Source organism: Streptomyces marinisediminis (assembly GCF_026262575.1).
Taxonomy (GTDB): domain Bacteria; phylum Actinomycetota; class Actinomycetes; order Streptomycetales; family Streptomycetaceae; genus Streptomyces; species Streptomyces marinisediminis.
On sequence record NZ_JAPKFL010000015.1, the window covers coordinates 1 to 23,581 of the forward strand.

A 23,581-nucleotide genomic window follows, 5' to 3' on the forward strand; every position below is an offset into this window, starting at 1 on the left:
GGGCCGGGGGGGGCCCCGGGGCCCCCCCCCCCCGGGGCCCGCCGCGTCGTCTCCGCGCGGGGCCGGCCCGCCGACGGACGGCGGACCGGCCCCGGCCGTCAGCCCAGCTCCTCCAGGCCCTTGAGCGCCTGGTCCAGCAGCGCCTTGCGGCCGGCCAGCTCCTTCTCCAGCTTCTCCGCCTTGGCGGTGTTGCCCGCCGCGCGGGCGGACTCCGCGTCGGCGCGGAGCTTGTCGACCGCGTCCTGGAGCTGGCCGGTGAGCCCCGCCGCGCGGGCCCGCACCTCGGGGTTGGTGCGCCGCCACTCCGCGTCCTCGGCCTCCTGGATGGCCTGCTCCACCACACGCATCCGGCCCTCGATGCGGGGGCGGGCGTCCCGCGGGACGTGCCCGATCGCGTCCCACCGCTCGTTGACGGAGCGGAACGCGGCGCGCGCCGCCTTCAGGTCGGTGACCGGCAGCAGCTTCTCCGCCTCGGCCACCAGCTCCTCCTTGCGGGTGAGGTTCTCCCGCTGCTCGGCGTCGCGTTCGGCGAAGACCTCGCCGCGCGCCTGGAAGAAGACGTCCTGCGCCGCGCGGAAGCGCTGCCACAGGTCCTCCTCGTGCTCCCGCTGGGCCCGCCCGGCGGCCTTCCAGTCCTGCATCAGCTCGCGGTAGCGGGCCGCCGTCGCGCCCCAGTCGGTGGAGCCGGACAGGGCCTGCGCCTCGGTGACGAGCTTCTCCTTGCGCTGCCGGGCCTGCTCGCGCTGCGCGTCCAGCGCCGCGAAGTGCGCCTTGCGCCGCTTGGAGAAGGCGGAGCGGGCGTGCGAGAAGCGGTGCCACAGCTCGTCGTCGGACGTGCGGTCGAGGCGGGGCAGGCCCTTCCAGGTGTCCACCAGGGCCCGCAGCCGCTCACCGGCCACCCGCCACTGGTCGCTGCGCGCGAGCTCCTCGGCCTCGGCGACCAGCTCCTCCTTGGCCCTGCGGGCCTCCTCGGCCTGCCTGGCCTTCCTCGCCTTGCGCTCCTCCTTGCGGGCCTCCACCCGCTCGGTCAGCGCGTCCAGCCGCGTGCGCAGGGCGTCCAGGTCGCCCACGGCGTGGTGGGCGTCCACCTGGTCGCGCAGGTGTCCGATGGCGGCCAGCGCGTCCTTGGCGGACAGGTCGGTCGTCTTCACCCGGCGTTCCAGGAGGCCGATCTCCACGACGAGGCCCTCGTACTTGCGCTTGAAGTAGGCGAGGGCCTCCTCGGGGGTGCCGGCCTGCCACGACCCGGCCACCTGCTCGCCGTCGGCCGTCCGCACGTATACGGTCCCCGTCTCATCGACGCGGCCCCACGGGTCGCTGCTCACAGCGCCTCCTCCACATGACGCCCGACGGGGCACCGCGCGCCCCCGGCATCGTCCACGGTTTTCGTCCGGCATCCGATGTTCACCGTGCTGGTCACCTGGCCGGAGCAGGAACCCTGCACACCGCCAACATAGGCGAGAGGGGGGCGGGCTGTCCGCACCCGGAGCCGAACAGCCTCCCCCGCGCACGGTGTGTTCCATGGCGGAGACGGAAGCCGGCGTCCGGCACGGGCCCGGCCGCGCGCACCCGCCCGGGGTCCGCGCGCACCCGCCCGGGGTCCGCGCGCACCCGCCCGGGGTCCGCGCGCACCCGCCCGGGGTCCGCGCGCACCCGCCCGGGGTCCGCGCGCACCCGCCCGGGGTCCGCGCGCACCCGCCCGGGGCGCCCGCGCACCGCCCGGCGGCGTCGTCAGCCCTCGCGGACGACGGCGTCCTCGATCACGACGGTGGCGCGCGGGACGGTGGCCTGGATCTGCGGGTCCGGCTCGGAACCGGCCTGTGCGATCTCGGTCAGCACGTCCATGCCCTCGGTGATCTTCCCGAACGGCGTGTAGTCGGCCGGCAGCGGGCTGTCCTGGTACACCAGGAAGAACTGGCTGCCCCCGGTGTCCGGACCGGCGTTGGCCATGGCCACCGTGCCCGCCGGGTAGGTGCCGTCGGCGACGTCGGCGTCGTCCAGGTTCTCGTCCGGGAGCGAGTAGCCCGGACCGCCCTGCCCGTTGCCCTGCGGGTCGCCGCACTGGAGCACGAAGATGCCCTGGTCCACCAGGCGGTGGCAGCGGGTGTGGTCGAAGTAGTCCTCACCGGCCAGGAAGTGGAAGGAGTTCACGGTCTCGGGGGCGTGCTCGGCGTCCAGGGCGATCTCGATGGAGCCGCAGGTGGTCTCCAGCGCCATCGTGTAGGAGGCCGAGGTGTCGATGGTCAGCTCCGGCTTCTCCTCCCACTGCTTGCCGTTCGGCTCGCCCTCCGCCGGCTTCTCGCAGGGGTCGTCGAACGGGCTGGGCGACGCGGTGGGGGCGGCGGTGTCGTCGCGCTCCCGCCCGTCGTCACCGCCCAGGGCCAGCGCGACCACGGTGCCGCCCCCGCCCACGACGAGCACCAGCACGACCGCGATGACGGCGTTGCGCAGCTTGGCCCGGCGGTCGGCGGTGGCCCGCCGTTCGAGCTGCCGCCGGCGTTTGCGCCGCGCCAGTTCCTTGCGCCGCTGCTCCTTGCTGACCACGTGCGTGTCTCCTTCCGCTTCGCCTAGCCCGGCCGCCGCGTCCTGCCCGCGCCGCCGCGCCGGGCCCGCGGCCCGCGCGCCGCGCCGGACGGCCGCGCTCCGCGCCGGGCCGGGCGCCGCCAGGCCGTACCGTATACGGGTTCGCGGCCCGCGCCACCGCGCCGGTAGGCTTCGTGCCGACCTGTCCCGCGCCGCCCGAGGGCCGAGGACCGGCGGGCGAACGCCCGACGGCCGACGCCCGAGGACCGGCACCCGACGACTGAAGGACGATCGTGCTCATTGCCGGGTTCCCCGCCGGGGCCTGGGGGACCAACTGCTACCTGGTCGCCCCCGCCGCAGGCGAGGAGTGCGTGATCATCGACCCCGGCCACCAGGCCGCCGACGGCGTCGAGGAGGCCATCGCCAAGCACCGGCTCAAGCCCGTGGCCGTCGTCCTCACCCACGGCCACGTGGACCACGTCGCCTCGGTGGTGCCCGTCTGCGGCGCCCACGACGTGCCCGCCTGGATCCACCCGGACGACCGCTACATGATGAGCGACCCGGAGAAGGCGCTCGGCCGCTCGATCGGCACCCAGCTCATGGGCGACCTGACCGTCGGCGAGCCCGACGACGTGCGCGAGCTGAGCGACGGCGCCCGGCTGAGCCTGGCCGGCCTCGACCTGTCCGTCGCGCACGCCCCGGGCCATACCAAGGGGTCGGTGACCTTCGCGATGCCCGGACAGGCCGACGTCCCCCCGGTCCTCTTCTCGGGCGACCTGCTCTTCGCCGGCTCCATCGGACGCACCGACCTGCCCGGGGGCGACCCGGACGAGATCATGCAGTCGCTGGCCCGCGTGTGCCTGCCGCTGGAGGACTCGACCGTGGTGCTCGCCGGGCACGGCCCCCAGACCACCATCGGCCGCGAACGCGCCGCCAACCCCTTCCTGCGGGAAGCGGCCGCCGGCAGCGGAGCCCCGGGCACGGCGGCTCCCCGACGAGGAATGTGAACCAAGACCTCCCCATGAGCACCTTCTCGGCCCCCAAGGGCACCTACGACCTGCTTCCGCCGGAGTCCGCCGACTTCCTGGCCGTGCGCGAGGCCATCTCCGCGCCGCTGCGCCGCGCCGGCTACGGCTACGTCGAGACCCCGGGCTTCGAGCACGTGGAGCTCTTCGCCCGCGGGGTGGGCGCGTCCACCGACATCGTCACCAAGGAGATGTACACCCTCACCACCAAGGGCGGCGACGAGCTCGCGCTGCGCCCCGAGGGCACCGCCTCCGTCCTGCGCGCCGCGCTCCAGGCGAACCTGCACCGCGGCGCCCTGCCCGTGAAGCTGTGGTACTCCGGCTCCTACTACCGCTACGAGCGCCCGCAGGCCGGCCGCTACCGGCACTTCTCCCAGGTGGGCGCCGAGGCCCTGGGCGCGGAGGACCCGGCGCTCGACGCCGAGCTGGTCATCCTGGCCGCCGACGCCTACCGCTCGCTGGGCCTGCGGAACGTGCGGCTGCTGCTCAACTCCCTGGGCGACGCCACCTGCCGTCCCGTCTACCGGGCGGCGCTGCAGGACTTCCTGCGCGGCCTGGACCTGGACGCGGAGACGCTGCGCCGCGTGGAGATCAACCCGCTGCGCGTGCTGGACGACAAGCGGGAGTCGGTGCGCGGCCGGCTCGCCGGGGCGCCGCTGATGCGCGACCACCTGTGCGCGGCGTGCACGGACTACCACGAGCAGGTGCGCGAGCTGCTGACCGCGGCCGGGGTCGCCTTCGAGGACGACCCGCGCCTGGTGCGCGGCCTGGACTACTACACCCGCACCACCTTCGAGTTCGTCCACGACGGGCTGGGCGCCCAGTCGGCCGTCGGCGGCGGCGGCCGCTACGACGGGCTGTCGGAGATGATCGGCGGCCCGGCCCTGCCGTCGGTGGGCTGGGCGCTCGGCGTGGACCGCACCGTGCTGGCGCTGCGGGCCGAGGGCGTGGAGCTGGACCTGCCCGCCCGCACGCAGGTGTTCGCCGTGCCGGTCGGCGAGGAGGCCCGGCGCGCGCTGTTCGGCGTCCTGACCGCCCTGCGCAGGGCGGGCGTGGCGGCCGACTTCGCCTACGGCGGCAAGGGCCTGAAGAACGCGATGAAGTCCGCGGGCCGCTCCGGCGCCCGGTACGCGCTGGTGCTCGGCGAGCGGGACCTGGCCGAAGGCGTCGTCCAGCTCAAGGACCTCGACAGCGGCGAGCAGACCCCCGTGCCGCTCGATGCGGTGGTCACCGAGGTCCGAACGAAACTGGGCTGACCGGCCCTTCGTTGGTGCACAATGAGCAGCAGATCACCGACGACGGGACCACGAGCGCGATGATGACCGAGACGGCACCCCCCGCAGCGGACGGCACCGCACACCACGGCAGCCCCAAGGGCACCGTCGCGGCCACGCGCGGCTACGCCTGGACGCTGATCGTCAGCGCCCTGGCGGGCCTGCTGGCCGCCTGGGTCATCACGCTGGACAAGATCAAGATCATGGAGGCGGAGCTCGCGGGGGAGACGTTCACCCCCGCGTGCAGCCTCAACCCGGTCGTCTCCTGCGGCAATGTGATGGAGAGCGCGCAGTCGGAGGCGTTCGGCTTCCCGAACCCGATGCTCGGCCTGGTGACGTACCCGGCGGTGCTCACCATCGGCGTCGCGGTGCTGGCCGGGGCCCGGTTCGCGCCCTGGTTCTGGCGCGGGCTGCTCGGCGGCACCTTCTTCGGCGTCGCCTTCTGCACCTGGCTGATGTACCAGTCGCTGTACCACATCAACGCGCTGTGCCTGTGGTGCTGCCTGGCCTGGGTCGGCACGCTGGTGATGTTCTGGTACACCCTCGCGCACACCCTGCGCCACCGCCTCGTCCCGGCTCCGGAAGGGCTGCGCCGCCTGGTGCTGGAGTTCCCCTGGGTGCTGCCCGTGGCGCACGTGGGCGTCATCGGCATGCTGGTCCTGACCCGCTGGTGGGACTTCTGGCTGCGCTGAGGCCGGCGGGGTTGTCGGTGGCGTGACCTAGGCTCGGGGGCGTGGAGCCCGATCTGTTCACCGCCGCCGCAGAGGAACGCCAGTCCAAGGACCCGGCAGCCAGCCCGCTCGCCGTGCGCATGCGCCCGCGCACACTGGACGAGGTGGTGGGCCAGCAGCACCTGCTGCGCCCCGGCTCGCCGCTGCGCCGCCTGGTGGGCGAGGGCGCGGGCGGCCCGGCGGGCGCGTCCTCGGTCCTGCTGTGGGGCCCGCCCGGCACCGGCAAGACGACGCTGGCCTACGTGGTCAGCCGGGCCACGGACAAGCGGTTCGTGGAGCTGTCGGCGATCACCGCGGGTGTCAAGGAGGTGCGCGCGGTCATCGACGGCGCCCGCCGCTCCTCGGGCGCCTACGGCAAGGACACCGTGCTGTTCCTGGACGAGATCCACCGCTTCTCCAAGGCGCAGCAGGACTCCCTGCTGCCGGCCGTGGAGAACCGCTGGATCACGCTCATCGCCGCCACCACGGAGAACCCGTACTTCTCGGTGATCTCCCCGCTGCTGTCCCGCTCGCTGCTGCTCACCCTGGAGCCGCTGACGGACGAGGACGTGCGCGGCCTGCTGCGCCGCGCCGTGGCCGACGAGCGGGGCCTGGCCGGCGCGCTCACCCTGCCCGAAGACGCGGAAGGGCACCTGCTGCGCATCGCCGGGGGCGACGCGCGCCGGGCGCTCACCGCGCTGGAGGCGGGCGCGGGGGCCGCCTCGGCCAAGGGCGAGGAGGCCGTCACCCTGGCCACGCTGGAGGAGGCCGTCGACCGCGCCGCGGTCACCTACGACCGCGACGGCGACCAGCACTATGACGTGGCCAGCGCGCTGATCAAGTCCATCCGGGGCTCGGACGTGGACGCGGCGCTGCACTACCTGGCGCGGATGATCGAGGCGGGGGAGGACCCGCGCTTCATCGCCCGCCGGCTGATGATCTCCGCCAGCGAGGACATCGGCCTGGCCGACCCCACGGCCCTGTCCACCGCGGTCGCCGCCGCCCAGGCCGTCGCGATGATCGGCTTCCCCGAGGCCCGCATCACGCTCAGCCAGGCGACGATCGCCCTGGCCCTCGCGCCGAAGTCCAACGCCGCCTACACCGCGATCGACGCCGCGCTCGCCGACGTCCGGGCCGGGCACGCGGGGCCGGTGCCGGCCCACCTGCGCGACGGCCACTACGGCGGCGCCAGCAAGCTCGGGCACGGGCAGGGCTACCAGTACCCGCACGACCTGCCCGGCGGCGTCGCGGCCCAGCAGTACGCGCCCGACGCCGTCCACGGCAAGCGCTACTACGAGCCGACCCGGTACGGGACCGAGGCGCGCTACGCCGAGGTGGCGGACCGCGTGCGGGCGCGGCTGCGCGGCGAGAACCCCTAGCCGCCCGGGCGCCGCCTTGCCCGGGCGCCGCCCCGGTGGGCGGGCGTCAGTCCACGCCGGCCGCGTCGAACAGGCCGTGCATCGCGTGGCGGAGCTGCGCGACGTCGGTGACGGCCTGCGGGAAGGGGAAGTGCGCGTCGAACGCCGCGGAGGCGCCCGGCGCGGCCGTCGGCCCGGTCGGGCAGTAGCGCACGCGCAGCCCGAAGCGGTCCAGCGCCAACGGCACTCCGCGCAACCCGGCCGCGCACCGCTCCGCCCGCTCGCCCAGCAGGGCGCACAGGGCCAGCACCTGGTCCCCGTGGGCCGACGCGAGGTGCTGGAGCAGCTCCGCCTCGTGGGCCGCGAGCGGGTCGGGCCGGGCGGCGGCGAACTCCTCCGGCTCCACGTGGCCCTCCCCCCACAGGTCCTCGACCACGGCCTCGCCGAACTCCAGGCGCAGCATCACCCGGTCGGGACCGAAGGGCAGCGGACCGTAGGGCTCGCGCTCGCGCAGCAGCGCGGCGGCGGCTTCCCCGGCGTCGGCGTCGGCGCCGGCGTGGGCGCCGGCGGGGGAGGCCGTCAGCCAGCCGGCGACCTGGGCGCGGCCGCGGATGCGGTGCGGCACCGAGACAGGCGCCACATCGGTGATCTCCATCACAGCGGCCACGTCGTCGCCGGGTGCGTGGACGGCCGCCCGGGCGACCGGGGAGTCGGCGCTGACCAGCACAATCACGTCTCCCCGCGGGGTGACGGCCCGGGCCGTCGAGGTGGTGGCGGCGCCGGAGGACTCGGCGCCCGCGATGCTGAGCCGGGCGGATACGCTGGACTCCACGAGGGTTCGTACGCGCTCGGCCGCTCCAGGCCGACCGGCGCTTTCTTCCACGGGACGCGGCTGATCCGTCCCGGCCTCAGCACGGGCGCCGGGCACGGGACTCCCTGGTCGAAACATGCGTTCTCCTCCGCTAAGGTAAGCCTCACCTAACTTACACGGAGGTTCGTTCAACGTGAACCAGTCGCGTCCCAAGGTCAAGAAGTCGCGGGCGCTCGGCATCGCGCTGACCCCGAAGGCGGTCAAGTACTTCGAGCAGCGCCCCTACCCGCCGGGCGAGCACGGCCGCGGCCGCAAGCAGAACAGCGACTACAAGGTCCGTCTGCTGGAGAAGCAGCGGCTGCGCGCCCAGTACGACATCAGCGAGCGCCAGATGGTCCGCGCCTACGACCGCGCGCAGAAGGCCGAGGGCAAGACCGGCGAGGCGCTGATCGTCGAGCTGGAGCGCCGACTGGACGCGCTCGTGCTGCGGGCCGGCCTCGCCCGCACCATCTACCAGGCGCGCCAGATGGTCGTCCACGGCCACATCGCGGTCAACGGCCGCAAGGTCGACAAGCCCTCCTTCCGCGTGCGTCCCGACGACGTGGTGACGGTGCGCGAGCGCTCCCGGGAGAAGTACCCCTTCCAGGTGGCGCGCGAGGGCGGCTACGCGCTGGACGGCGAGACCCCGCGCTACCTGGAGGTCAACCTCCAGGCGCTGGCGTTCCGCCTGGACCGGGACCCCAACCGCAAGGAGATCCCGGTCATCTGCGACGAGCAGCTCGTCGTCGAGTACTACGCGCGCTGACGCCGCGCACGGCTACGGCGGGCCCCGGAGGACCGGGAGCCCGCCGTCGGCGTCCGCGGCCCGGGCAACACCCCCGCGGCACGGCACAATCCGGTACGGCACACCGATCGCGGCGCGATAGGGTCGGTCCCTGGACTTGAACCCCAAGGGAAGCGGTGCGTCGTGTCCGGTGGAGAGGTGGCCGGCCTGCTGGTGGCCGTGTTCTGGGCGATCCTGGTGTCGTTCCTCGCCGTCGTGCTGGTGCGGCTCGCGCAGACGCTCAAGGCCGCCACCGAGCTGGTGGCGAACGTGACGGAGCAGGCCGTTCCCCTGCTGGGCGAGGCCTCCGCCACCGTGCGCTCGGCGCAGTCCCAGCTCGACCGGGTGGACGCCATCGCCTCCGACGTGCAGGAGGTCACCGCGAACGCCTCCGCGCTGTCCTCCACCGTCTCCACCGCGTTCGGCGGCCCCCTGGTCAAGGTGGCCGCGTTCGGGTACGGAGTGCGCCGCGCACTCGGCCGCAAGGGAGAAGCGCCCCGCACCCCGGCCACCGTCGTCGTGGGCCGCTCCGTGCCCCGCGCCCGGCGGGGCGGCTGGCGGCGCCGGGGCGGAAAGGACTGAGCACCCCCCATGTTCCGCCGCACGTTCTGGTTCAGCGCCGGCGCCGCCGCCGGCGTGTGGGCCACCACCAAGGTCAACCGCAAGCTGCGCAGCCTCACGCCCGAGTCGCTGGCGGCGCGCGCCGCCGACCGGGCCGTCGACACCGGGCACCGGCTGCGCGAGCTGGCCGTCGACGTCCGGGCGGGAATGGCGCAGCGGGAGCGCGAGTTGACCGAGGCACTGGGGCTGAGCGCCGCGCCCCCGGAGCCCGGTCCCGCGCCCGCGTCCCCCGCGGCCCGGACGCTGCCCGCGCAGGCCGCCCGCCCCCGCGTCACCGGAACCGACCGGCAGGCCGAACTGGCCCGCCCCACCACAGGAACGGAAAAGAGGACCACTGATGGAGTCGGCTGAAATCCGCCGCCGCTGGCTGAGCTTCTTCGAGGAGCGTGGGCACGCCGTCGTGCCGTCGGCGTCGCTGATCGCGGACGACCCGACGCTGCTGCTCGTCCCCGCGGGCATGGTCCCCTTCAAGCCGTACTTCCTCGGTGAAGCCAAGCCGCCCTACCCGCGGGCCGTGAGCGTCCAGAAGTGCGTGCGGACCCCGGACATCGAGGAGGTCGGCAAGACCACCCGGCACGGCACCTTCTTCCAGATGTGCGGCAACTTCTCCTTCGGCGACTACTTCAAGGAGCGCGCCGCCCAGCTCGCCTGGGAGCTGCTGACCTCCTCCGTCGCCGACGGCGGCTACGGCCTCGACCCGCAGCGCCTGTGGATCACCGTCTACAAGGACGACGACGAGGCCGAGCGCATCTGGCGCGACGTCGTCGGCGTCCCCGCCGAACGCATCCAGCGGCTGGGCAAGGCCGACAACTTCTGGTCCATGGGCGTGCCCGGGCCCTGCGGCCCGTGCTCGGAGATCAACTACGACCGCGGCCCGGAGTTCGGCGCCGAGGGCGGGCCGGCCGTCAACGACGAGCGGTACGTGGAGATCTGGAACCTGGTCTTCATGCAGTACGAGCGCGGCCCGGGCACCGGCAAGGACGACTTCGAGATCCTCGGGGACCTGCCCGCCAAGAACATCGACACCGGTCTCGGCCTGGAGCGCCTGGCGATGATCCTCCAGGGCGTCCCGAACATGTACGAGACGGACACCCTGCGCGTCGTCATCGACAAGGCCACCGAGCTGACCGGGGTGCGCTACGGCGCGGACGTGGACAGCGACGTCGCGCTGCGCGTGATCGCCGACCACCTGCGCACGTCCGTGATGCTCATCGGGGACGGCGTCACGCCCGGCAACGAGGGCCGCGGCTACGTGCTGCGCCGGATCATGCGCCGCGCCATCCGCAACCTGCGCATCCTCGGTTCCACCGAGCCGGTGATCGGCACCCTGGTCGACGTCGTCGTGGACACGATGGGGCTGCAGTACCCGGAGCTGGTCACCGACCGCGAGCGCATCCAGGCCGTCGCCCGCGCCGAGGAGGCCGCCTTCCTCAAGACGCTGCGGGCCGGCACGAACATCCTGGACACCGCCGTCAGCCAGGCCAAGGCCCAGGGCGGCACCGTCCTCTCCGGCGACCAGGCCTTCCTGCTCCACGACACCTGGGGCTTCCCCATCGACCTCACCCTGGAGATGGCCGCCGAGCAGGGCCTGACGGTGGACGAGCCCGGGTTCCGCCGCCTGATGGCCGAGCAGCGCGAGCGCGCCAAGGCCGACGCGCAGGCCAAGAAGACCGGCCACGCCGACCTGTCCGCCTACCGCGAGGTCGCCGACGCCGCCGGGGCCACCGAGTTCACCGGCTACCTCCACACCGAGGGCGAGGCGACCGTCGTCGGCCTGCTGGTCAACGGGGCCTCCGCCCCGGCCGCCCACGAGGGCGACGAGGTGGAGGTCGTGTTGGACCGCACCCCGTTCTACGCCGAGGGCGGCGGCCAGCTCGCGGACACCGGGCGCGTGCGGCTGGAGAGCGGCGCCGTCATCGAGGTACGCGACGTGCAGCAGCCGGTGCCCGGCGTCAGCGTGCACAAGGGCGCCGTCCAGGTCGGCGAGGTCGTCGTGGGCGCCCGGGGCTACTGTGTGATCGACGTCGTGCGCCGCCGGGCCATCGCCCGCGCCCACAGCGCCACCCACCTCACCCACCAGGCGCTGCGCGACGCGCTCGGCCCGACCGCCGCCCAGGCCGGGTCGGAGAACGCCCCCGGCCGCTTCCGGTTCGACTTCGGCTCGCCCGCCGCCGTCCCCGGCACGGTGCTCGGGGACGTCGAGCAGAAGATCAACGAGGTGCTGGCCCGGGAGCTGGACGTCACCGCCGAGGTGATGTCGATGGACGAGGCCCGCAAGCAGGGCGCCATCGCGGAGTTCGGCGAGAAGTACGGCGAGCGAGTGCGCGTGGTGACCATCGGGGACTTCTCCAAGGAGCTGTGCGGCGGCACGCACGTGCACAACACCGCCCAGCTCGGCCTGGTGAAGCTGCTGGGCGAGTCCTCCATCGGCTCGGGCGTGCGCCGGGTGGAGGCGCTGGTGGGTGTGGACGCCTACCAGTTCCTCGCCCGCGAGCACACCGTGGTCTCCCAGCTCACCGATCTGGTCAAGGGCCGTCCCGAGGAGCTGCCCGAGAAGATCTCCGGCATGCTCGCCCGGCTGAAGGACGCCGAGAAGGAGATCGAGCGCTTCCGCGCCGAGAAGGTGCTCCAGGCCGCCGCCGGACTCGCCCAGGGCGCCGCCGACGTCCGCGGGACGGCCGTGGTCACCGCCCGGGTCCCGGACGGCACCGCCGCCGACGACCTGCGCAGGCTGGTGCTGGACGTGCGGGGCCGCATCCCCGGCGACCGGCCCGCCGTCGTCGCGCTGTTCAGCGTCGTGAAGGGCCGCCCGCTCACCGTCATCGCCACCAACGAGGCCGCCCGCGAGCGGGGCCTGAAGGCCGGCGACCTGGTGCGCACCGCCGCCCGGACGCTCGGCGGCGGCGGTGGCGGCAAGCCCGACATCGCGCAGGGCGGCGGCCAGGACCCGGCCGCCGTCGACGAGGCGCTGGCCGCCGTCGAGCGGCAGGTCGGCGAGAGCCTGGTGGGCGGCTGATGCGCCGTGGTCGGCGGCTGGCCGTCGACGTCGGGGACGCCCGCATCGGGGTCGCCTCGTGCGACCCCGACGGGCTCCTGGCGACCCCGGTGGAGACGGTGCCCGGCCGCGACCGGCCCGCCGCCCACCGGCGGCTCGCCGAACTCGTGGCCGAGTACGAGCCACTGGAGGTCGTCATCGGGCTGCCCCGGTCGCTCAGCGGCGGCGAGGGGCCGGCGGCCGAGAAGGTGCGCGCCTTCGCCCGGGAGGCCGCACGCCGCGTCGCGCCGGTACCGGTGCGGCTGGTGGACGAGCGCCTGAGCACCGTCTCGGCCGCGCAGTCCCTGCGTGCCTCGGGGGTGAGCGCCAAGAAGGGGCGCTCGCGCATCGACCAGGCCGCCGCCGTCGTCATCCTGCAGAGCGCGCTGGAGACTGAACGGGTGTCGGGGGAGCCGCCTGGGCAGTGCGTCGAAACGGTTGTCTGATCGACGTACGGTAACGTTCCGCGCGTTACGGCCCCGCCAGGAGAGCGAACGCCGTACGCGCACGGGCACGCTGCCGACGCGGCAAGGGGAACGATGACTGAGTACGGCCGGGGCTCCCAACCGTGGCACCCCGAGGACCCGCTCTACGGAGACCGGGAGTGGGACGGTGCCACCGCCGCCCCGCAGCCGGAGGGCTGGGACGCCTACGGGCAGCAGCCGCACTACCCCCAGCAGCAGGACGCCTACGGGAACTGGCAAAACCCGCACCCGCCCCCGCCCCCCGGGCTCGGCGAACCCTACGGCCAGCAGTACGGCCAGCAGCCGCCGCAGCCCTACGGCGACCCCGCCGACTACGCGGGCTACCCCGACTACTCCACCTACTACCCCGCGCCGGACGCCTACCCGCCCCCCCAGCCGCAGCACACACGCCCCCCGGAGCACCCCGGCGGCCCCGGCCACCCGGGCCAGGGTCCCGGCCACCCCGGCCAGGGTCCCGCTCACCCGGGTCAGGGTCCGGGCGCGGGCTGGGGCCAGGCGGGCCCCGGCCCGGGCGGCCCGGGGCAGGGCCCTGGTCCGGGCTGGGACGAGGCGGCTCCCGACCCCGGCGGCCCACCGCACGCTCCAGGCCACCCGGGCCAGGACACCGGCGCGGGCTGGGACGACGCGGCGCCCGACGCCCCGGACACGGCGTGGGGCCAGGCGGGTCCCGACGGGGCCGGGCACGCCTTCTTCGAAGCCCAGGACGGCGACGAGACCCTCGACGACCCGCAGCCGCGCGGCGGCGGCCGGGGCCCGGACGACGACGAGGAGCCGCGCGAGCCGTCCACCCGGGCCGAGCGCCGCACCGCACGCGGCCGGCGCGACGGCGCCAGACGCCGCAACCGGGCCGCCTGCCTCATCGTCGGCCTGGTCCTGGTCGGCGGCGGCGCGGCGGTGGCCTACGGCGGCTACAGCTTCTACCAGAGCCGCTTCGCCTCGGCGCCCGACTACTCCGGCGCCGGCACCGGCGAGGTCACCGTCACCATCCCCGAGGGCGCCATCGCCGCGGACATGGCCAAGATCCTGGCGGCCGAGGACGTGGTGAAGAGCGAGGCCGCCTTCATCGAGGTGAGCAACGCGGACGAGGCGTCGAAGTCGATCCAGCCCGGTATCTACACGCTGCGCCAGCAGATGTCGGCCGCCGAGGCGCTCAAGCTCATGCTCGACCCGGCCAGCCAGACGGGCCTGATCATCCCCGAGGGCCTGCGCGCCACGCGCATCTACGAGCTGATCGACGAGCAGACCGGCTCGGCCGAAGGCACCACCGAGAAGGTCGCCGAGAGCGCCGACCTGGGCCTGCCGGAGTGGGCCGACGGGAACGTGGAGGGCTTCCTCTTCCCCTCCCGCTACTCGGTGAGCGAGGACTCCGACCCGGAGGCCGTCCTGAAGGAGATGGTGCAGCGGGCCAAGGACGAGTTCGCCGGCGTCTCGCTGGAGGCCGAAGCCGCCAAGGTGGACCGCACCCCCTACGAGGTCCTCATCATCGCCTCGCTCATCCAGGCTGAGGCCCAGGAGAAGGACGACTTCGGCAAGGTCTCCCAGGTGATCTACAACCGGCTCCAGCCGGACAACACGGCCACCAACGGCAAGCTCGACTTCGACTCCACCATCAACTACGCGCTCGATCGCTCCACGCTGGACGTCTCCGTCGACGACACCAACATCGACCACCCCTTCAACACCTACAAGTACCCCGGCCTGCCGCCCGGCCCCATCGACAACCCCGGCCACCAGGCCCTGGAGGCCGCGCTCAACCCCACCGACGGGCCGTGGTTCTACTTCGTCACCGTCAAGCCCGGCGACACCCGCTTCAGCGAGTCCTACGAGGAGCACCAGGAGCACGTGCTGGACTTCAACGCCGAGCAGGCGAAGAAGCGCGAGGAGGGGGGCGAGTGACGCGGGCCCGCACGCGCGCCGCGGTGCTGGGCTCCCCGATCGCCCACTCCCTCTCCCCGGTGCTCCACCGCGCCGCCTACGCCGAACTCGGGCTCACCGGCCACACCTACGAGCGGTTCGAGGTGGACGAGGCGGGCCTGCCCGCCTTCCTGGACGGTCTGGGACCGGGCTGGGCGGGCCTGTCGCTGACCATGCCGCTCAAGCGCGCCGTCATCCCGCTGCTGGACCGGGTCAGCCCCACGGCCGTCGCCGTGGAGGCCGTCAACACCGTGGTCTTCACCGAGGACGGACAGCGGCACGGGGACAACACCGACATCCCGGGCCTGGTGGCCGCCCTGCGCGAGCGCGACGTGGCCGAGGTGCCCTCGGCGGCCGTGCTCGGCGCGGGCGCCACCGCCTCGTCCGCGCTCGCCGCCCTGGCCCGCGTCTGCCCCGGCACGGTGACCGCCTACGTGCGCAGCGCCGCGCGCGCCGAGGAGATGCGCGGGTGGGGCGACCGCCTCGGGGTGCGCGTGCGCACCGCGCCGTGGGAGCGGGCGGCCGAGGCGCTGCGCGAGCCCCTGGTGATCGCCACGACCCCGGCCGGCGCGACGGACGCCCTGGCCGCGCGGGTGCCCGAGCGCCCCGGCACGCTGTTCGACGTGCTCTACGAGCCGTGGCCCACCCCGCTGGCCCGCGCGTGGCAGGCGGCGGGCGGGCGCCTGCTGGGCGGCCTGGACCTGCTGGTCCACCAGGCCGTGCTCCAGGTCGAGCAGATGACCGGACGCGCCCCCGCGCCGCTGGCGGCGATGCGGAAGGCGGGCGAGGCGGCGCTGGGCGGGTAGCCCGCACGTCCGCTGCCGGGCCCCGGCGGTCCGCAGGCTGGACCGGCGCGATACGCCGCCCGGCGCCCGTGGGAAGATCGGTGCAAGCACTGGCGATTGAGGAGCACCGTTGAGCAGGTTGCGCTGGCTGACGGCCGGGGAGTCACACGGTCCCGCACTCGTGGCGACACTGGAGGGCCTGCCCTCCGGGGTGCCGATCACCACGGAGGTGGTGGCCGACGCCCTCGCCCGGCGACGGCTGGGCTACGGCCGCGGTGCCCGGATGAAGTTCGAGCGCGACGAGGTCACCTTCCTCGGCGGCGTCCGGCACGGGCTCACCCTCGGCTCCCCGGTCGCGATCATGGTCGGCAACACCGAGTGGCCCAAGTGGGAGCGGGTGATGGCCGCCGACCCGGTGGACGCGGCCGAGCTCGCCGAGCTCGCCCGCAACGCCCCCCTCACCCGCCCCCGCCCCGGTCACGCGGACCTCGCCGGCATGCAGAAGTACGGCTTCGACGAGGCCCGCCCGGTGCTGGAGCGCGCCTCCGCCCGGGAGACGGCGGCCCGCGTGGCGCTGGGCGCCGTCGCCCGCTCCTACCTCAAGGAGACGGCCGGGATCGAGATCGTCTCGCACGTCGTGGAGCTGGGCGCCGCGCGCGCGCCCCACGGCACCGTGCCCGTGCCCGAGGACGTCCCCCGCCTGGACGCCGACCCGGTGCGCTGCCTGGACGCGGCCGCCGGCGAGGCGATGGTCGCCGAGATCGACCAGGCGCACAAGGACGGCGACACCCTCGGCGGCGTCGTGGAGGTCGTGGCGCACGGCGTGCCCGTCGGCCTGGGCAGCCACGTCCACTGGGACCGCCGTCTGGACGCCCGGCTGGCCGCCGCCCTCATGGGCATCCAGGCCATCAAGGGCGTCGAGCTGGGCGACGGGTTCGGCCTCGCCCGGGTGCCCGGCTCCCAGGCGCACGACGAGATCCTCACCACCGCCGACGGCATCCGCCGCGCGTCGGGCCGCTCGGGCGGCACCGAGGGCGGCCTGTCCACCGGCGAACTGCTGCGGGTGCGCGCGGCGATGAAGCCGATCGCCACCGTGCCGCGCGCCCTGGCCACCGTGGACGTGGCCACCGGAGAGCCGGCCAAGGCCCACCACCAGCGCTCGGACGTGTGCGCCGTCCCGGCCGCCGGGATCGTGGCCGAGGCCATGGTGGCCCTGGTGCTGGCCGACGCGGTGGCCGAGAAGTTCGGGGGCGACAGCGTCGTCGAGACCCGGCGCAACGTGCGCGGCTACCTCGACCACCTGGCCATCCGATGAGCGGCCCGGTCGTCATCCTGGTCGGCCCGATGGGCGTCGGCAAGACGACGGTGGGCCGGCTGCTCGCCGAGCGGCTGGGCGTGGCCTTCCGCGACACCGACGCCGACATCGTCGAGCGCGTCGGCAAGCCGGTGGCCGACATCTTCGTCGACGACGGCGAGCCGCGCTTCCGCGAGCTGGAGCGGGAGGCGGTGCGCGCCGCCCTCGCCGACCACGAGGGCGTCCTCGCCCTCGGCGGCGGCGCCGTGCTGGCCGCCGAGACCCGGGCCCTGCTGGCCGGCCGGCCGGTGGTGTTCCTGGAGATGGGCGTCGCCGAAGCCGTCCGGCGCGTCGGGCTCGACGCGCCGCGGCCGCTGCTGGCCGTCAACCCGCGCCAGCGCTGGCGGACCCTGATGGACGAGCGCCGCCCGCTGTACACCGAGGTCGCGCGGGCGGCGGTCAGCACGCAGGGCCGCGACCCCGACGACGTGGCCGACGCCGTCCTGGACGTCCTGGAGCTGAGGAAGGCATGACTGAAACCACCCCCGTCCGCATCACCGTCTCCGGCACCGGGCACGACCCCTACGACGTACTGGTCGGACGCCGCCTGCTGGGCGAACTGCCCGGCCTGATCGGCGAGCAGGCCAAGCGGGTGGCGGTGCTCCACCCCGAGGCGCTGGCCGAGACCGGCGAGGTGCTGCGCGAGGACCTGGCCGAGCAGGGCTACGAGGCCATCGCCGTCCAACTGCCCAACGCCGAGGAGTCCAAGACCGCCGAGGTCGCCGCGTACTGCTGGAAGGCGCTCGGCCAGACGGGGTTCACCCGCACCGACGTCATCGTCGGCGTCGGCGGCGGGGCCACCACCGACGTCGCGGGCTTCGTCGCCGCCACCTGGCTGCGCGGCGTGCGCTGGATCGCGGTGCCCACCACCGTGCTGGGTATGGTGGACGCCGCCGTGGGCGGCAAGACCGGGATCAACACCGCCGAGGGCAAGAACCTGGTCGGCGCCTTCCACCCGCCGGCCGGCGTGCTGTGCGACCTCGCCGCGCTGGACTCCCTCCCCGTGCACGACTACGTCAGCGGGCTCGCCGAGGTCGTCAAGGCCGGCTTCATCGCCGATCCGGTGATCCTGGACCTCATCGAGCGGGACCCGCAGGCGGCGCGCCGACCCGACGGCGCGCACACCACCGAGTTGATCGAGCGCTCCATCCGGGTCAAGGCCCACGTCGTCTCCGCCGACCTGAAGGAAGCCGGGCTGCGCGAAATCCTCAACTACGGGCACACCCTCGGCCACGCCATCGAGAAGAACGAACGCTACAACTGGCGGCACGGCGCGGCCGTCTCCGTCGGCATGGTCTTCGCCGCCGAGCTCGGCCGCATCGCCGGACGGCTGGACGACGCCACCGCCGACCGGCACCGCGCCGTCCTCCAGGCCGTCGGACTGCCCGTCACCTACCGTGGCGACCAGTGGCCCAAGCTGCTGGAGACGATGCGGGTGGACAAGAAGACCCGCGGCGACCGGCTGCGCTTCATCGTGCTCGACGGTCTGGCCAAGCCCGCCGTGCTGGAGGGCCCCGACCCGGCCATGTTGCTCGCCGCGCACGCGGAGATCGCCGCGTGAGCGCCCCCGCGCCCCGGCGCGTGCTCGTGCTCAACGGCCCGAACCTGGGGCGGCTCGGCTCGCGCGAACCGGACGTCTACGGCTCCACCTCGTACGCCGGGCTGGTGCGCGCGTGCACCGAACTCGGCGCCGAGCTGGGCCTGGCCGTCGAGGTGCGCGAGACCAACGACGAGGGCGAGCTGGTGCGGTGGCTGCACGAGGCCGCCGACGGCTCGCTGCCCGTCGTCATCAACCCCGGCGCTTTCACCCACTACTCCTACGCCATGCGCGACGCGGCCGCCCAGCGCACCGCACCGCTGATCGAGGTGCACATCTCCAACCCCTACGCGCGCGAGGAGTTCCGGCACACCTCGGTGCTCGCCGCCGTCGCCAGCGGCACCGTCGCCGGGTTCGGGATCGGCTCCTACCGGCTGGCCCTGCGCGCGCTCGCCGAGGAGAGCGCCGCGCCCGGCCGCGCCGGGGCCTGACGGGCGGGCACCTTCCGCCCGCCCGCCGCGTTCACACACTGACCGCCGCCGCGGCGCCGGACACGGTACCGTGCGGTGAACTGACCGGCGGGCGCCCGTGGACGGGCGTCCACGAGGACGGAAATGGGACCGGATGCAGCACTACGTGGGCCACGGCGCACCGCCGCCCGCCCCCTCCGGCCGACCCCCGCACCCGGCCCCGCCCGCCCCCGCCCCGGGCTCCGGCTGGGCGGGCGGCCACGCCGGGCAGGGCGTCCCGCCCGCCGGGCCGCCGCACCCGCCCGCAGGCCCCCCGCGGCCCCCCGCGGCCCCGCCCCGGCCCGCCGCCGCGCCCCGGCCCGCCGCACCCCAGTCCGCCGGGCCCCCCGCCCCGCAGGCCCCACCCGTCCCGCCGCAGCCGGGCGGCGAGCCCACCGGCCAGGTCCGGCTCCCGGCCGGGGCGCCCGTCCAGCTCCCCGCGCCGCCCGCCGAGCCGCGCGGCGCGGCGCCGCTGGACGCCACGCGCACGTCCGTGGCCGTGCTCCTGATCGGCCCCGCCGGGGCCGGCAAGACGACCGTGGCCCGGCACTGGGCCGAGCGCCGCAGCGTCCCCACCGCCCACATCAGCCTCGACGACGTGCGCGAATGGGTGCGGGCCGGGTTCGCCGACCCGCAGCAGGGCTGGCACGAGGGCTCGGAGACCCAGTACCGGCTGGCCCGCCGCACCTGCGGCTTCGCCGCGCGCAACTTCCTGGCCAACGGCATCTCCTGCATCCTGGACGACGCGGTCTTCCCCGACTGGCCCGTGGTCGGCCTCGGCGGCTGGAAGCGCCACGTCGGCCCCGGCCTGATCCCGGTCGTCCTGCTGCCCGGGCTGGACGTCGTGCTGGAGCGCAACGCCGAGCGCACCGGCAACCGCCGCCTGGCGGACGAGGAGGTGGCGCGCATCCACGGCCGCATGGCCGGCTGGTACGGCTCGGGCCTGCCGATCATCGACAACACCCGGCACGACGTGGAGACCACCGCGCGGCTGCTGGACGAGGCGGTGGCCCGGGCGCTCGCCAGCCCGCCGGCGTGGTGAGGCGGCCGTCCACCGCAGCGGCGGTCAGCCGCGCCCCGGGGCGCGGCTGACCACGTTCGGCCCCGCCGGAGCGGCCGGGGCGCCCGCGCGCCCTTAGGCTCGGCACATGTCCGAGGTGCACATGGCCCGACGCTCCCGGCTGCGGGAGCGGTCCGCCGCGACCGGGGGTGCCGACAGGACGGCCGTGCTGGTCACCGCACCGGCGAACCTGCGCTACCTCACCGGCTGCGCCCCGCGCGGGGCGGCCCTGCTGCTCGATCCCGACGGCACCGACACCCTGCTGGCCCCCGCCGCGGCCACGCCCGCCCCGCCCGGCCTCGGTGACGCCGCCGACGAGCTGCGGGTGCGGGCCCTGCCCGCGCCCGCGGCCGACCCGGTGACGGCCGCGGGCGAGCTCGCCGCGCGCGGCCGGGCCGGCGCGCTCGCCGTCGAGGAGCACCACCTGACCGTGGCGCGGCACCGCGCGCTGGCCGCGGTCGCCCCGGCGCTGCGCCTGACCGATCTGGGCTGGGCCGTGGAGCAGCAGCGCCTGGTCAAAGACGACGAGGAGATCGCCGCCCTGCGCATCGCCGCCGAGATCACCGACCAGGCGCTCGGGGAGCTGCTGGAGTCCATCCTCGTCGGCCGCACCGAGCGGCACCTGGCGCTGGAGCTGGAGCGGCGGCTGATCGACCACGGCGCCGACGGACCGGCCTTCCCCACCTCCGTGGGCACCGGCCGCCACTCCGGGCTCGCCGACCACGTCCCCAGCGACCGCCGGGTCGAGGAGGGCGACTTCCTCACCGTGCGGCTGGGCGCGTGCTACCGCGGGTACCGCTGCCGCATCGGCCGCACCTTCGTCATCGGCACCGCACCCGCCGACTGGCAGATCCACCTCCACGACCTGGTCTTCGCCGCCCAGCGGGCCGGCCGCGAGGCGCTCGCGCCCGGCACCCAGTACCGCGCGGTGGACCGGGCGGCGCGCACCCTGCTGGACGCCCAGGGGTACGCCGACGCACTCGGCCCGGCCGTCGGCGGCGGCGTCGGACTGGAAATCGGTGAGGACCCTCTGCTGGCCCCGGAGGCCGTGGGTAAACTGGACGCTTGTGTGCCGGTCACCGTCGAACCCGGGGTACACCTCCCGGGTCGGGGCGGCGTCCGGATCGATGACACACTCGTCGTCCGCTCGCAGTCGGACGGCGGGCCGGAGCTACTCACCATCACGACCAAGGAGCTGCTCGCGCTATGAGCCCCAGCCGGGTCCGTGCGGCCTGGGCGCCCTTGGTACCAAAGCAGCGTCTGTAGGAGATTCCGCGACCGTGGCCACCACGAACGACCTCAAAAACGGCATGGTGCTCAAGCTCGACTCGGGCCAGCTCTGGTCCGTCGTCGAGTTCCAGCACGTCAAGCCCGGCAAGGGCCCTGCCTTCGTGCGCACCAAGCTCAAGAACGTGCTGTCCGGGAAGATCGTCGACAAGACGTTCAACGCGGGCACGAAGGTCGAGACCGCCACGGTCGACCGGCGCTCGATGCAGTTCTCGTACATGGACGGCGAGTACTTCGTCTTCATGGACATGGACACCTACGATCAGCTCCACGTCGACCGCAAGACGGTCGGGGACGCCGCCAACTACCTCGTCGAGGGCTTCGAGGCGACGGTGGCCATGTACGAGGGCAACCCGCTCTCGGTGGAGCTCCCGGCGTCCGTGGAGCTGACCATCGAGCACACCGAGCCCGGCGTGCAGGGCGACCGCTCCACCGGCGGCAGCAAGCCCGCCACCCTGGAGACCGGCTTCGAGATCGGCGTGCCGCTGTTCATCACCACCGGCGAGAAGATCAAGGTCGACACCCGCTCCGGGGAGTACCTCGGTCGGGTGAACAGCTAACGTGGCTGCCCGCACCAAGGCCCGCAAACGCGCCTTCCAGATCATCTTCGAGGCCGACCAGCGGGGCACCGGCGTCACCGAGGTGCTGGCCGACTGGATACGGCACGCCCGCAGCGACAGCCGGCAGCCGCCGGTCAGCGACTACACGATGCGGCTCGTCGAGGGCTACGCGGACCACATCGCGCGCATCGACGAACTGCTCTCCGAGCACGCGGTGGGCTGGACGCTGGACCGCATGCCCGCGGTGGACCGCAACCTGCTGCGGCTGGGCGCCTACGAGCTGCTGTGGGAGGACGAGACCCCCGACGCCGTGGTGCTGGACGAGTGCGTCCAGCTCGCCAAGGAGTTCTCCACGGACGAGTCGCCCGCGTTCGTCAACGGCCTGCTGGGCCGGCTGAAGGACCTCGGGCCGGGCCTGCGCGGCTGAGGCCCCCCCCGCGCCGGGGCCCGGCCTCAGCGCGCGGCGACACCAGACGGCGAAGGCCCCGGAGCACGCGCTCCGGGGCCTTCGCCGTGCCCGGGCCGGGCCGGGTCCGTACCGGCGCCGGGCCCGGGGCGCGGCGCCGGCACGGTGGCGCGTCACACCGGCGTCACCGCGCCACCGCGTCACCGGCGTCCCGCGTCACACCGGCGCCGTCAGGCGTCCTCGTGGGCGACTGCGCGCCGGGCGTCGGCGTCCAGGACGCCCCAGCTGATGAGCTGCTCGGTCAGCACGGAGGGGGACTGGTCGTAGATCACGGCGAGCGTGCGCAGGTCGTCCTGGCGGATCGAGAGCACCTTGCCGTTGTAGTCACCGCGCTGACTCTGGATGGTGGCGGCGTACCGCTGCAGCGGGCCCGCCTTGTCGGCGGGGACGTGGGCCAGCCGCTCCAGGTCGAGGACGAGCTTCGGCGGCGGCTCGGCGGCCCCGCCCGGCGTGCTGCCCGGCAGCAGCTCCTGCACCGGGACGCCGTAGAAGTCGGCCAGCTCGGCCAGGCGCTGCACGGTCACGGCGCGGTCCCCGCGCTCGTACGAGCCGACCACGACCGCCTTCCAGCGGCCCTGGGACTTCTCCTCGACGCCGTGGAGGGAGAGGCCCTGCTGGGTGCGGATGGCCCGGAGCTTGGCTCCGAGCTGTTTGGCGTATTCGCTGGACATGTGGCTCCCCGGAAGAGGCGTTGGTAACTCACTGTGAGGTTACGCAGCGTAATGTGCGCCGTCAAGCTGGGGCCATGATCGACTCCGGCGGCCGCGGCGGGGCCACCCGCCCCTGGTAGGGTGTACGCGCACCACCAGGCGTCCTTTAAAGCCCGTCCCGTGAGGCGGGGAAGGAGGTCCGTTTCGTATGGACAGCACCACCGGCGACGACGCCGCCGCACGGCCCGTACTCGAAGGGCCGGACATCGCGCGGGTCCTCACCCGCATCGCCCACGAGATCGTCGAGCGCGCCAAGGGCGCCGACAACGTGATTCTCCTCGGCATCCCCACCCGCGGCGTGCACCTCGCGCGGCGCCTGGGGGACAAGCTCGCGGACATCACCGGCCGGGCCGTGCCCGTCGGCTCGCTGGACATCACCATGTACCGCGACGACCTGCGGCTGCGTCCGGCCCGCGCGCTCGCCCGCACCGAGATCCCCGGTGACGGCGTCGAGGGCGCGCTGGTCGTCCTCGTCGACGACGTGCTCTTCTCCGGCCGCACCATCCGCGCCGCGCTGGACGCGCTGGGCGACATCGGCCGCCCGCGCGCCGTCCAGCTCGCCGTCCTGGTCGACCGCGGCCACCGCGAACTGCCGATCCGCGCCGACTACGTGGGCAAGAACCTGCCCACCTCCCTGCGCGAGACCGTCCGCGTCCAGCTCACCGAGGAGGACGGCCGCGACGGCGTGCTGCTCGGCCTGCGCGAACCCGCGCAGCACGACGGCCGGTAGCACCC

Annotated in this window: 24 protein-coding genes; 20 read left to right on the forward strand and 4 right to left on the reverse strand. The window is 74.6% G+C overall.

The annotated features are described in order from the left end of the window. Positions 1–98: 98 nt before the first annotated feature. Complete coding sequence (locus OSB71_RS13910) at positions 99–1,325, reverse strand: DUF349 domain-containing protein (RefSeq protein WP_265948087.1); 1,227 nt, start codon at positions 1,323–1,325, stop codon at positions 99–101. Between the two features lie 406 nt (positions 1,326–1,731). After that, entirely contained in the window at positions 1,732–2,544 is an 813-nt protein-coding gene (locus OSB71_RS13915; protein WP_265948088.1) for a peptidylprolyl isomerase, read from the reverse strand. Between the two features lie 272 nt (positions 2,545–2,816). Between OSB71_RS13915 and OSB71_RS13920 the strand changes: the two genes are divergently transcribed. From OSB71_RS13920 to OSB71_RS13935, 4 genes are read left to right on the forward strand one after another with little or no spacing between them, the layout of a single operon-like run. After that, on the forward strand, positions 2,817–3,530 hold the full coding sequence (locus tag OSB71_RS13920; protein WP_265948090.1) for an MBL fold metallo-hydrolase: 714 nt from the start codon (positions 2,817–2,819) through the stop codon (positions 3,528–3,530). 14 nt (positions 3,531–3,544) lie between these two features. Then, complete coding sequence (gene hisS / locus OSB71_RS13925) at positions 3,545–4,804, forward strand: histidine--tRNA ligase (protein WP_265948091.1); 1,260 nt, start codon at positions 3,545–3,547, stop codon at positions 4,802–4,804. Between the two features lie 59 nt (positions 4,805–4,863). Then, entirely contained in the window at positions 4,864–5,514 is a 651-nt protein-coding gene (locus OSB71_RS13930) for a vitamin K epoxide reductase family protein (RefSeq protein WP_265948343.1), read from the forward strand. 41 nt (positions 5,515–5,555) lie between these two features. Beyond that, positions 5,556–6,911, forward strand: coding sequence for a replication-associated recombination protein A (locus OSB71_RS13935; RefSeq protein WP_265948092.1), 1,356 nt, complete (start codon positions 5,556–5,558; stop codon positions 6,909–6,911). Positions 6,912–6,957: 46 nt separating this feature from the next. On the opposite strand, the gene OSB71_RS13940 is transcribed toward OSB71_RS13935, so the two are convergent. Beyond that, a complete protein-coding gene (locus OSB71_RS13940) occupies positions 6,958–7,839 on the reverse strand; it encodes a DUF2470 domain-containing protein (RefSeq protein ID WP_265948094.1) in 882 nt (293 codons plus the stop codon). Between the two features lie 55 nt (positions 7,840–7,894). On the opposite strand from OSB71_RS13940, the gene rpsD reads away from it, so the two are divergent. The 15 genes from rpsD (at position 7,895) to nusB (ending at position 22,097) form a co-directional block, all read left to right on the forward strand. Next, on the forward strand, positions 7,895–8,506 hold the full coding sequence (gene rpsD / locus OSB71_RS13945; RefSeq protein WP_265948095.1) for a 30S ribosomal protein S4: 612 nt from the start codon (positions 7,895–7,897) through the stop codon (positions 8,504–8,506). 162 nt (positions 8,507–8,668) lie between these two features. After that, positions 8,669–9,106, forward strand: a complete 438-nt coding sequence (locus OSB71_RS13950) for a DUF948 domain-containing protein (protein WP_265948096.1) — start codon at positions 8,669–8,671, stop codon at positions 9,104–9,106. A 9-nt stretch (positions 9,107–9,115) separates the two neighbouring features. Continuing rightward, positions 9,116–9,496, forward strand: a complete 381-nt coding sequence (locus OSB71_RS13955) for a DUF6167 family protein (RefSeq protein WP_265948098.1) — start codon at positions 9,116–9,118, stop codon at positions 9,494–9,496. Then, the gene (gene alaS / locus OSB71_RS13960; RefSeq protein WP_265948100.1) at positions 9,483–12,161 is read left to right on the forward strand and encodes an alanine--tRNA ligase; all 2,679 of its coding nucleotides are present in this window, start codon (positions 9,483–9,485) and stop codon (positions 12,159–12,161) included. The genes OSB71_RS13955 and alaS overlap by 14 nt, the downstream gene beginning before the upstream one ends. Next, entirely contained in the window at positions 12,161–12,625 is a 465-nt protein-coding gene (ruvX, locus tag OSB71_RS13965; protein ID WP_265948102.1) for a Holliday junction resolvase RuvX, read from the forward strand. The genes alaS and ruvX overlap by 1 nt, the downstream gene beginning before the upstream one ends. Before the next feature lie 93 nt (positions 12,626–12,718). Then, positions 12,719–14,560, forward strand: a complete 1,842-nt coding sequence (gene mltG, locus OSB71_RS13970) for an endolytic transglycosylase MltG (protein WP_265948104.1) — start codon at positions 12,719–12,721, stop codon at positions 14,558–14,560. Continuing rightward, positions 14,557–15,384, forward strand: a complete 828-nt coding sequence (locus tag OSB71_RS13975) for a shikimate dehydrogenase (protein ID WP_265948106.1) — start codon at positions 14,557–14,559, stop codon at positions 15,382–15,384. The genes mltG and OSB71_RS13975 overlap by 4 nt, the downstream gene beginning before the upstream one ends. A gap of 109 nt (positions 15,385–15,493) precedes the next feature. After that, positions 15,494–16,678 carry a chorismate synthase gene (gene aroC, locus OSB71_RS13980; RefSeq protein ID WP_265948108.1) on the forward strand — a complete coding sequence of 395 codons (1,185 nt, stop codon included), beginning with the start codon at positions 15,494–15,496 and terminating at the stop codon, positions 16,676–16,678. Beyond that, entirely contained in the window at positions 16,675–17,190 is a 516-nt protein-coding gene (locus tag OSB71_RS13985; protein ID WP_265948110.1) for a shikimate kinase, read from the forward strand. The genes aroC and OSB71_RS13985 overlap by 4 nt, the downstream gene beginning before the upstream one ends. Continuing rightward, positions 17,187–18,278: a 3-dehydroquinate synthase gene (gene aroB / locus OSB71_RS13990; RefSeq protein WP_265948112.1), complete on the forward strand. Its 1,092-nt coding sequence runs from the start codon at positions 17,187–17,189 to the stop codon at positions 18,276–18,278. The genes OSB71_RS13985 and aroB overlap by 4 nt, the downstream gene beginning before the upstream one ends. Next, complete coding sequence (aroQ, locus tag OSB71_RS13995) at positions 18,275–18,745, forward strand: type II 3-dehydroquinate dehydratase (RefSeq protein ID WP_265948114.1); 471 nt, start codon at positions 18,275–18,277, stop codon at positions 18,743–18,745. The genes aroB and aroQ overlap by 4 nt, the downstream gene beginning before the upstream one ends. 133 nt (positions 18,746–18,878) lie before the next feature. Then, entirely contained in the window at positions 18,879–19,805 is a 927-nt protein-coding gene (locus tag OSB71_RS14000; protein WP_265948116.1) for an AAA family ATPase, read from the forward strand. Positions 19,806–19,911: 106 nt separating this feature from the next. Continuing rightward, positions 19,912–21,033 (forward strand): M24 family metallopeptidase, encoded by a 1,122-nt coding sequence (locus tag OSB71_RS14005; protein WP_265948118.1) that lies wholly within the window; start codon positions 19,912–19,914, stop codon positions 21,031–21,033. A 70-nt stretch (positions 21,034–21,103) separates the two neighbouring features. Further along, positions 21,104–21,670: an elongation factor P gene (gene efp / locus OSB71_RS14010; protein ID WP_265948120.1), complete on the forward strand. Its 567-nt coding sequence runs from the start codon at positions 21,104–21,106 to the stop codon at positions 21,668–21,670. 1 nt (position 21,671) lies between these two features. Continuing rightward, entirely contained in the window at positions 21,672–22,097 is a 426-nt protein-coding gene (nusB, locus tag OSB71_RS14015; RefSeq protein ID WP_265948122.1) for a transcription antitermination factor NusB, read from the forward strand. A 209-nt stretch (positions 22,098–22,306) separates the two neighbouring features. On the opposite strand, the gene bldD is transcribed toward nusB, so the two are convergent. Then, the gene (bldD, locus tag OSB71_RS14020) at positions 22,307–22,807 is read right to left on the reverse strand and encodes a transcriptional regulator BldD (protein ID WP_191208980.1); all 501 of its coding nucleotides are present in this window, start codon (positions 22,805–22,807) and stop codon (positions 22,307–22,309) included. A gap of 187 nt (positions 22,808–22,994) precedes the next feature. Here bldD and pyrR point away from each other — a divergent pair, with 187 nt between their 5' ends. Next, complete coding sequence (pyrR, locus tag OSB71_RS14025) at positions 22,995–23,576, forward strand: bifunctional pyr operon transcriptional regulator/uracil phosphoribosyltransferase PyrR (protein ID WP_265948126.1); 582 nt, start codon at positions 22,995–22,997, stop codon at positions 23,574–23,576. Positions 23,577–23,581: the final 5 nt, after the last annotated feature.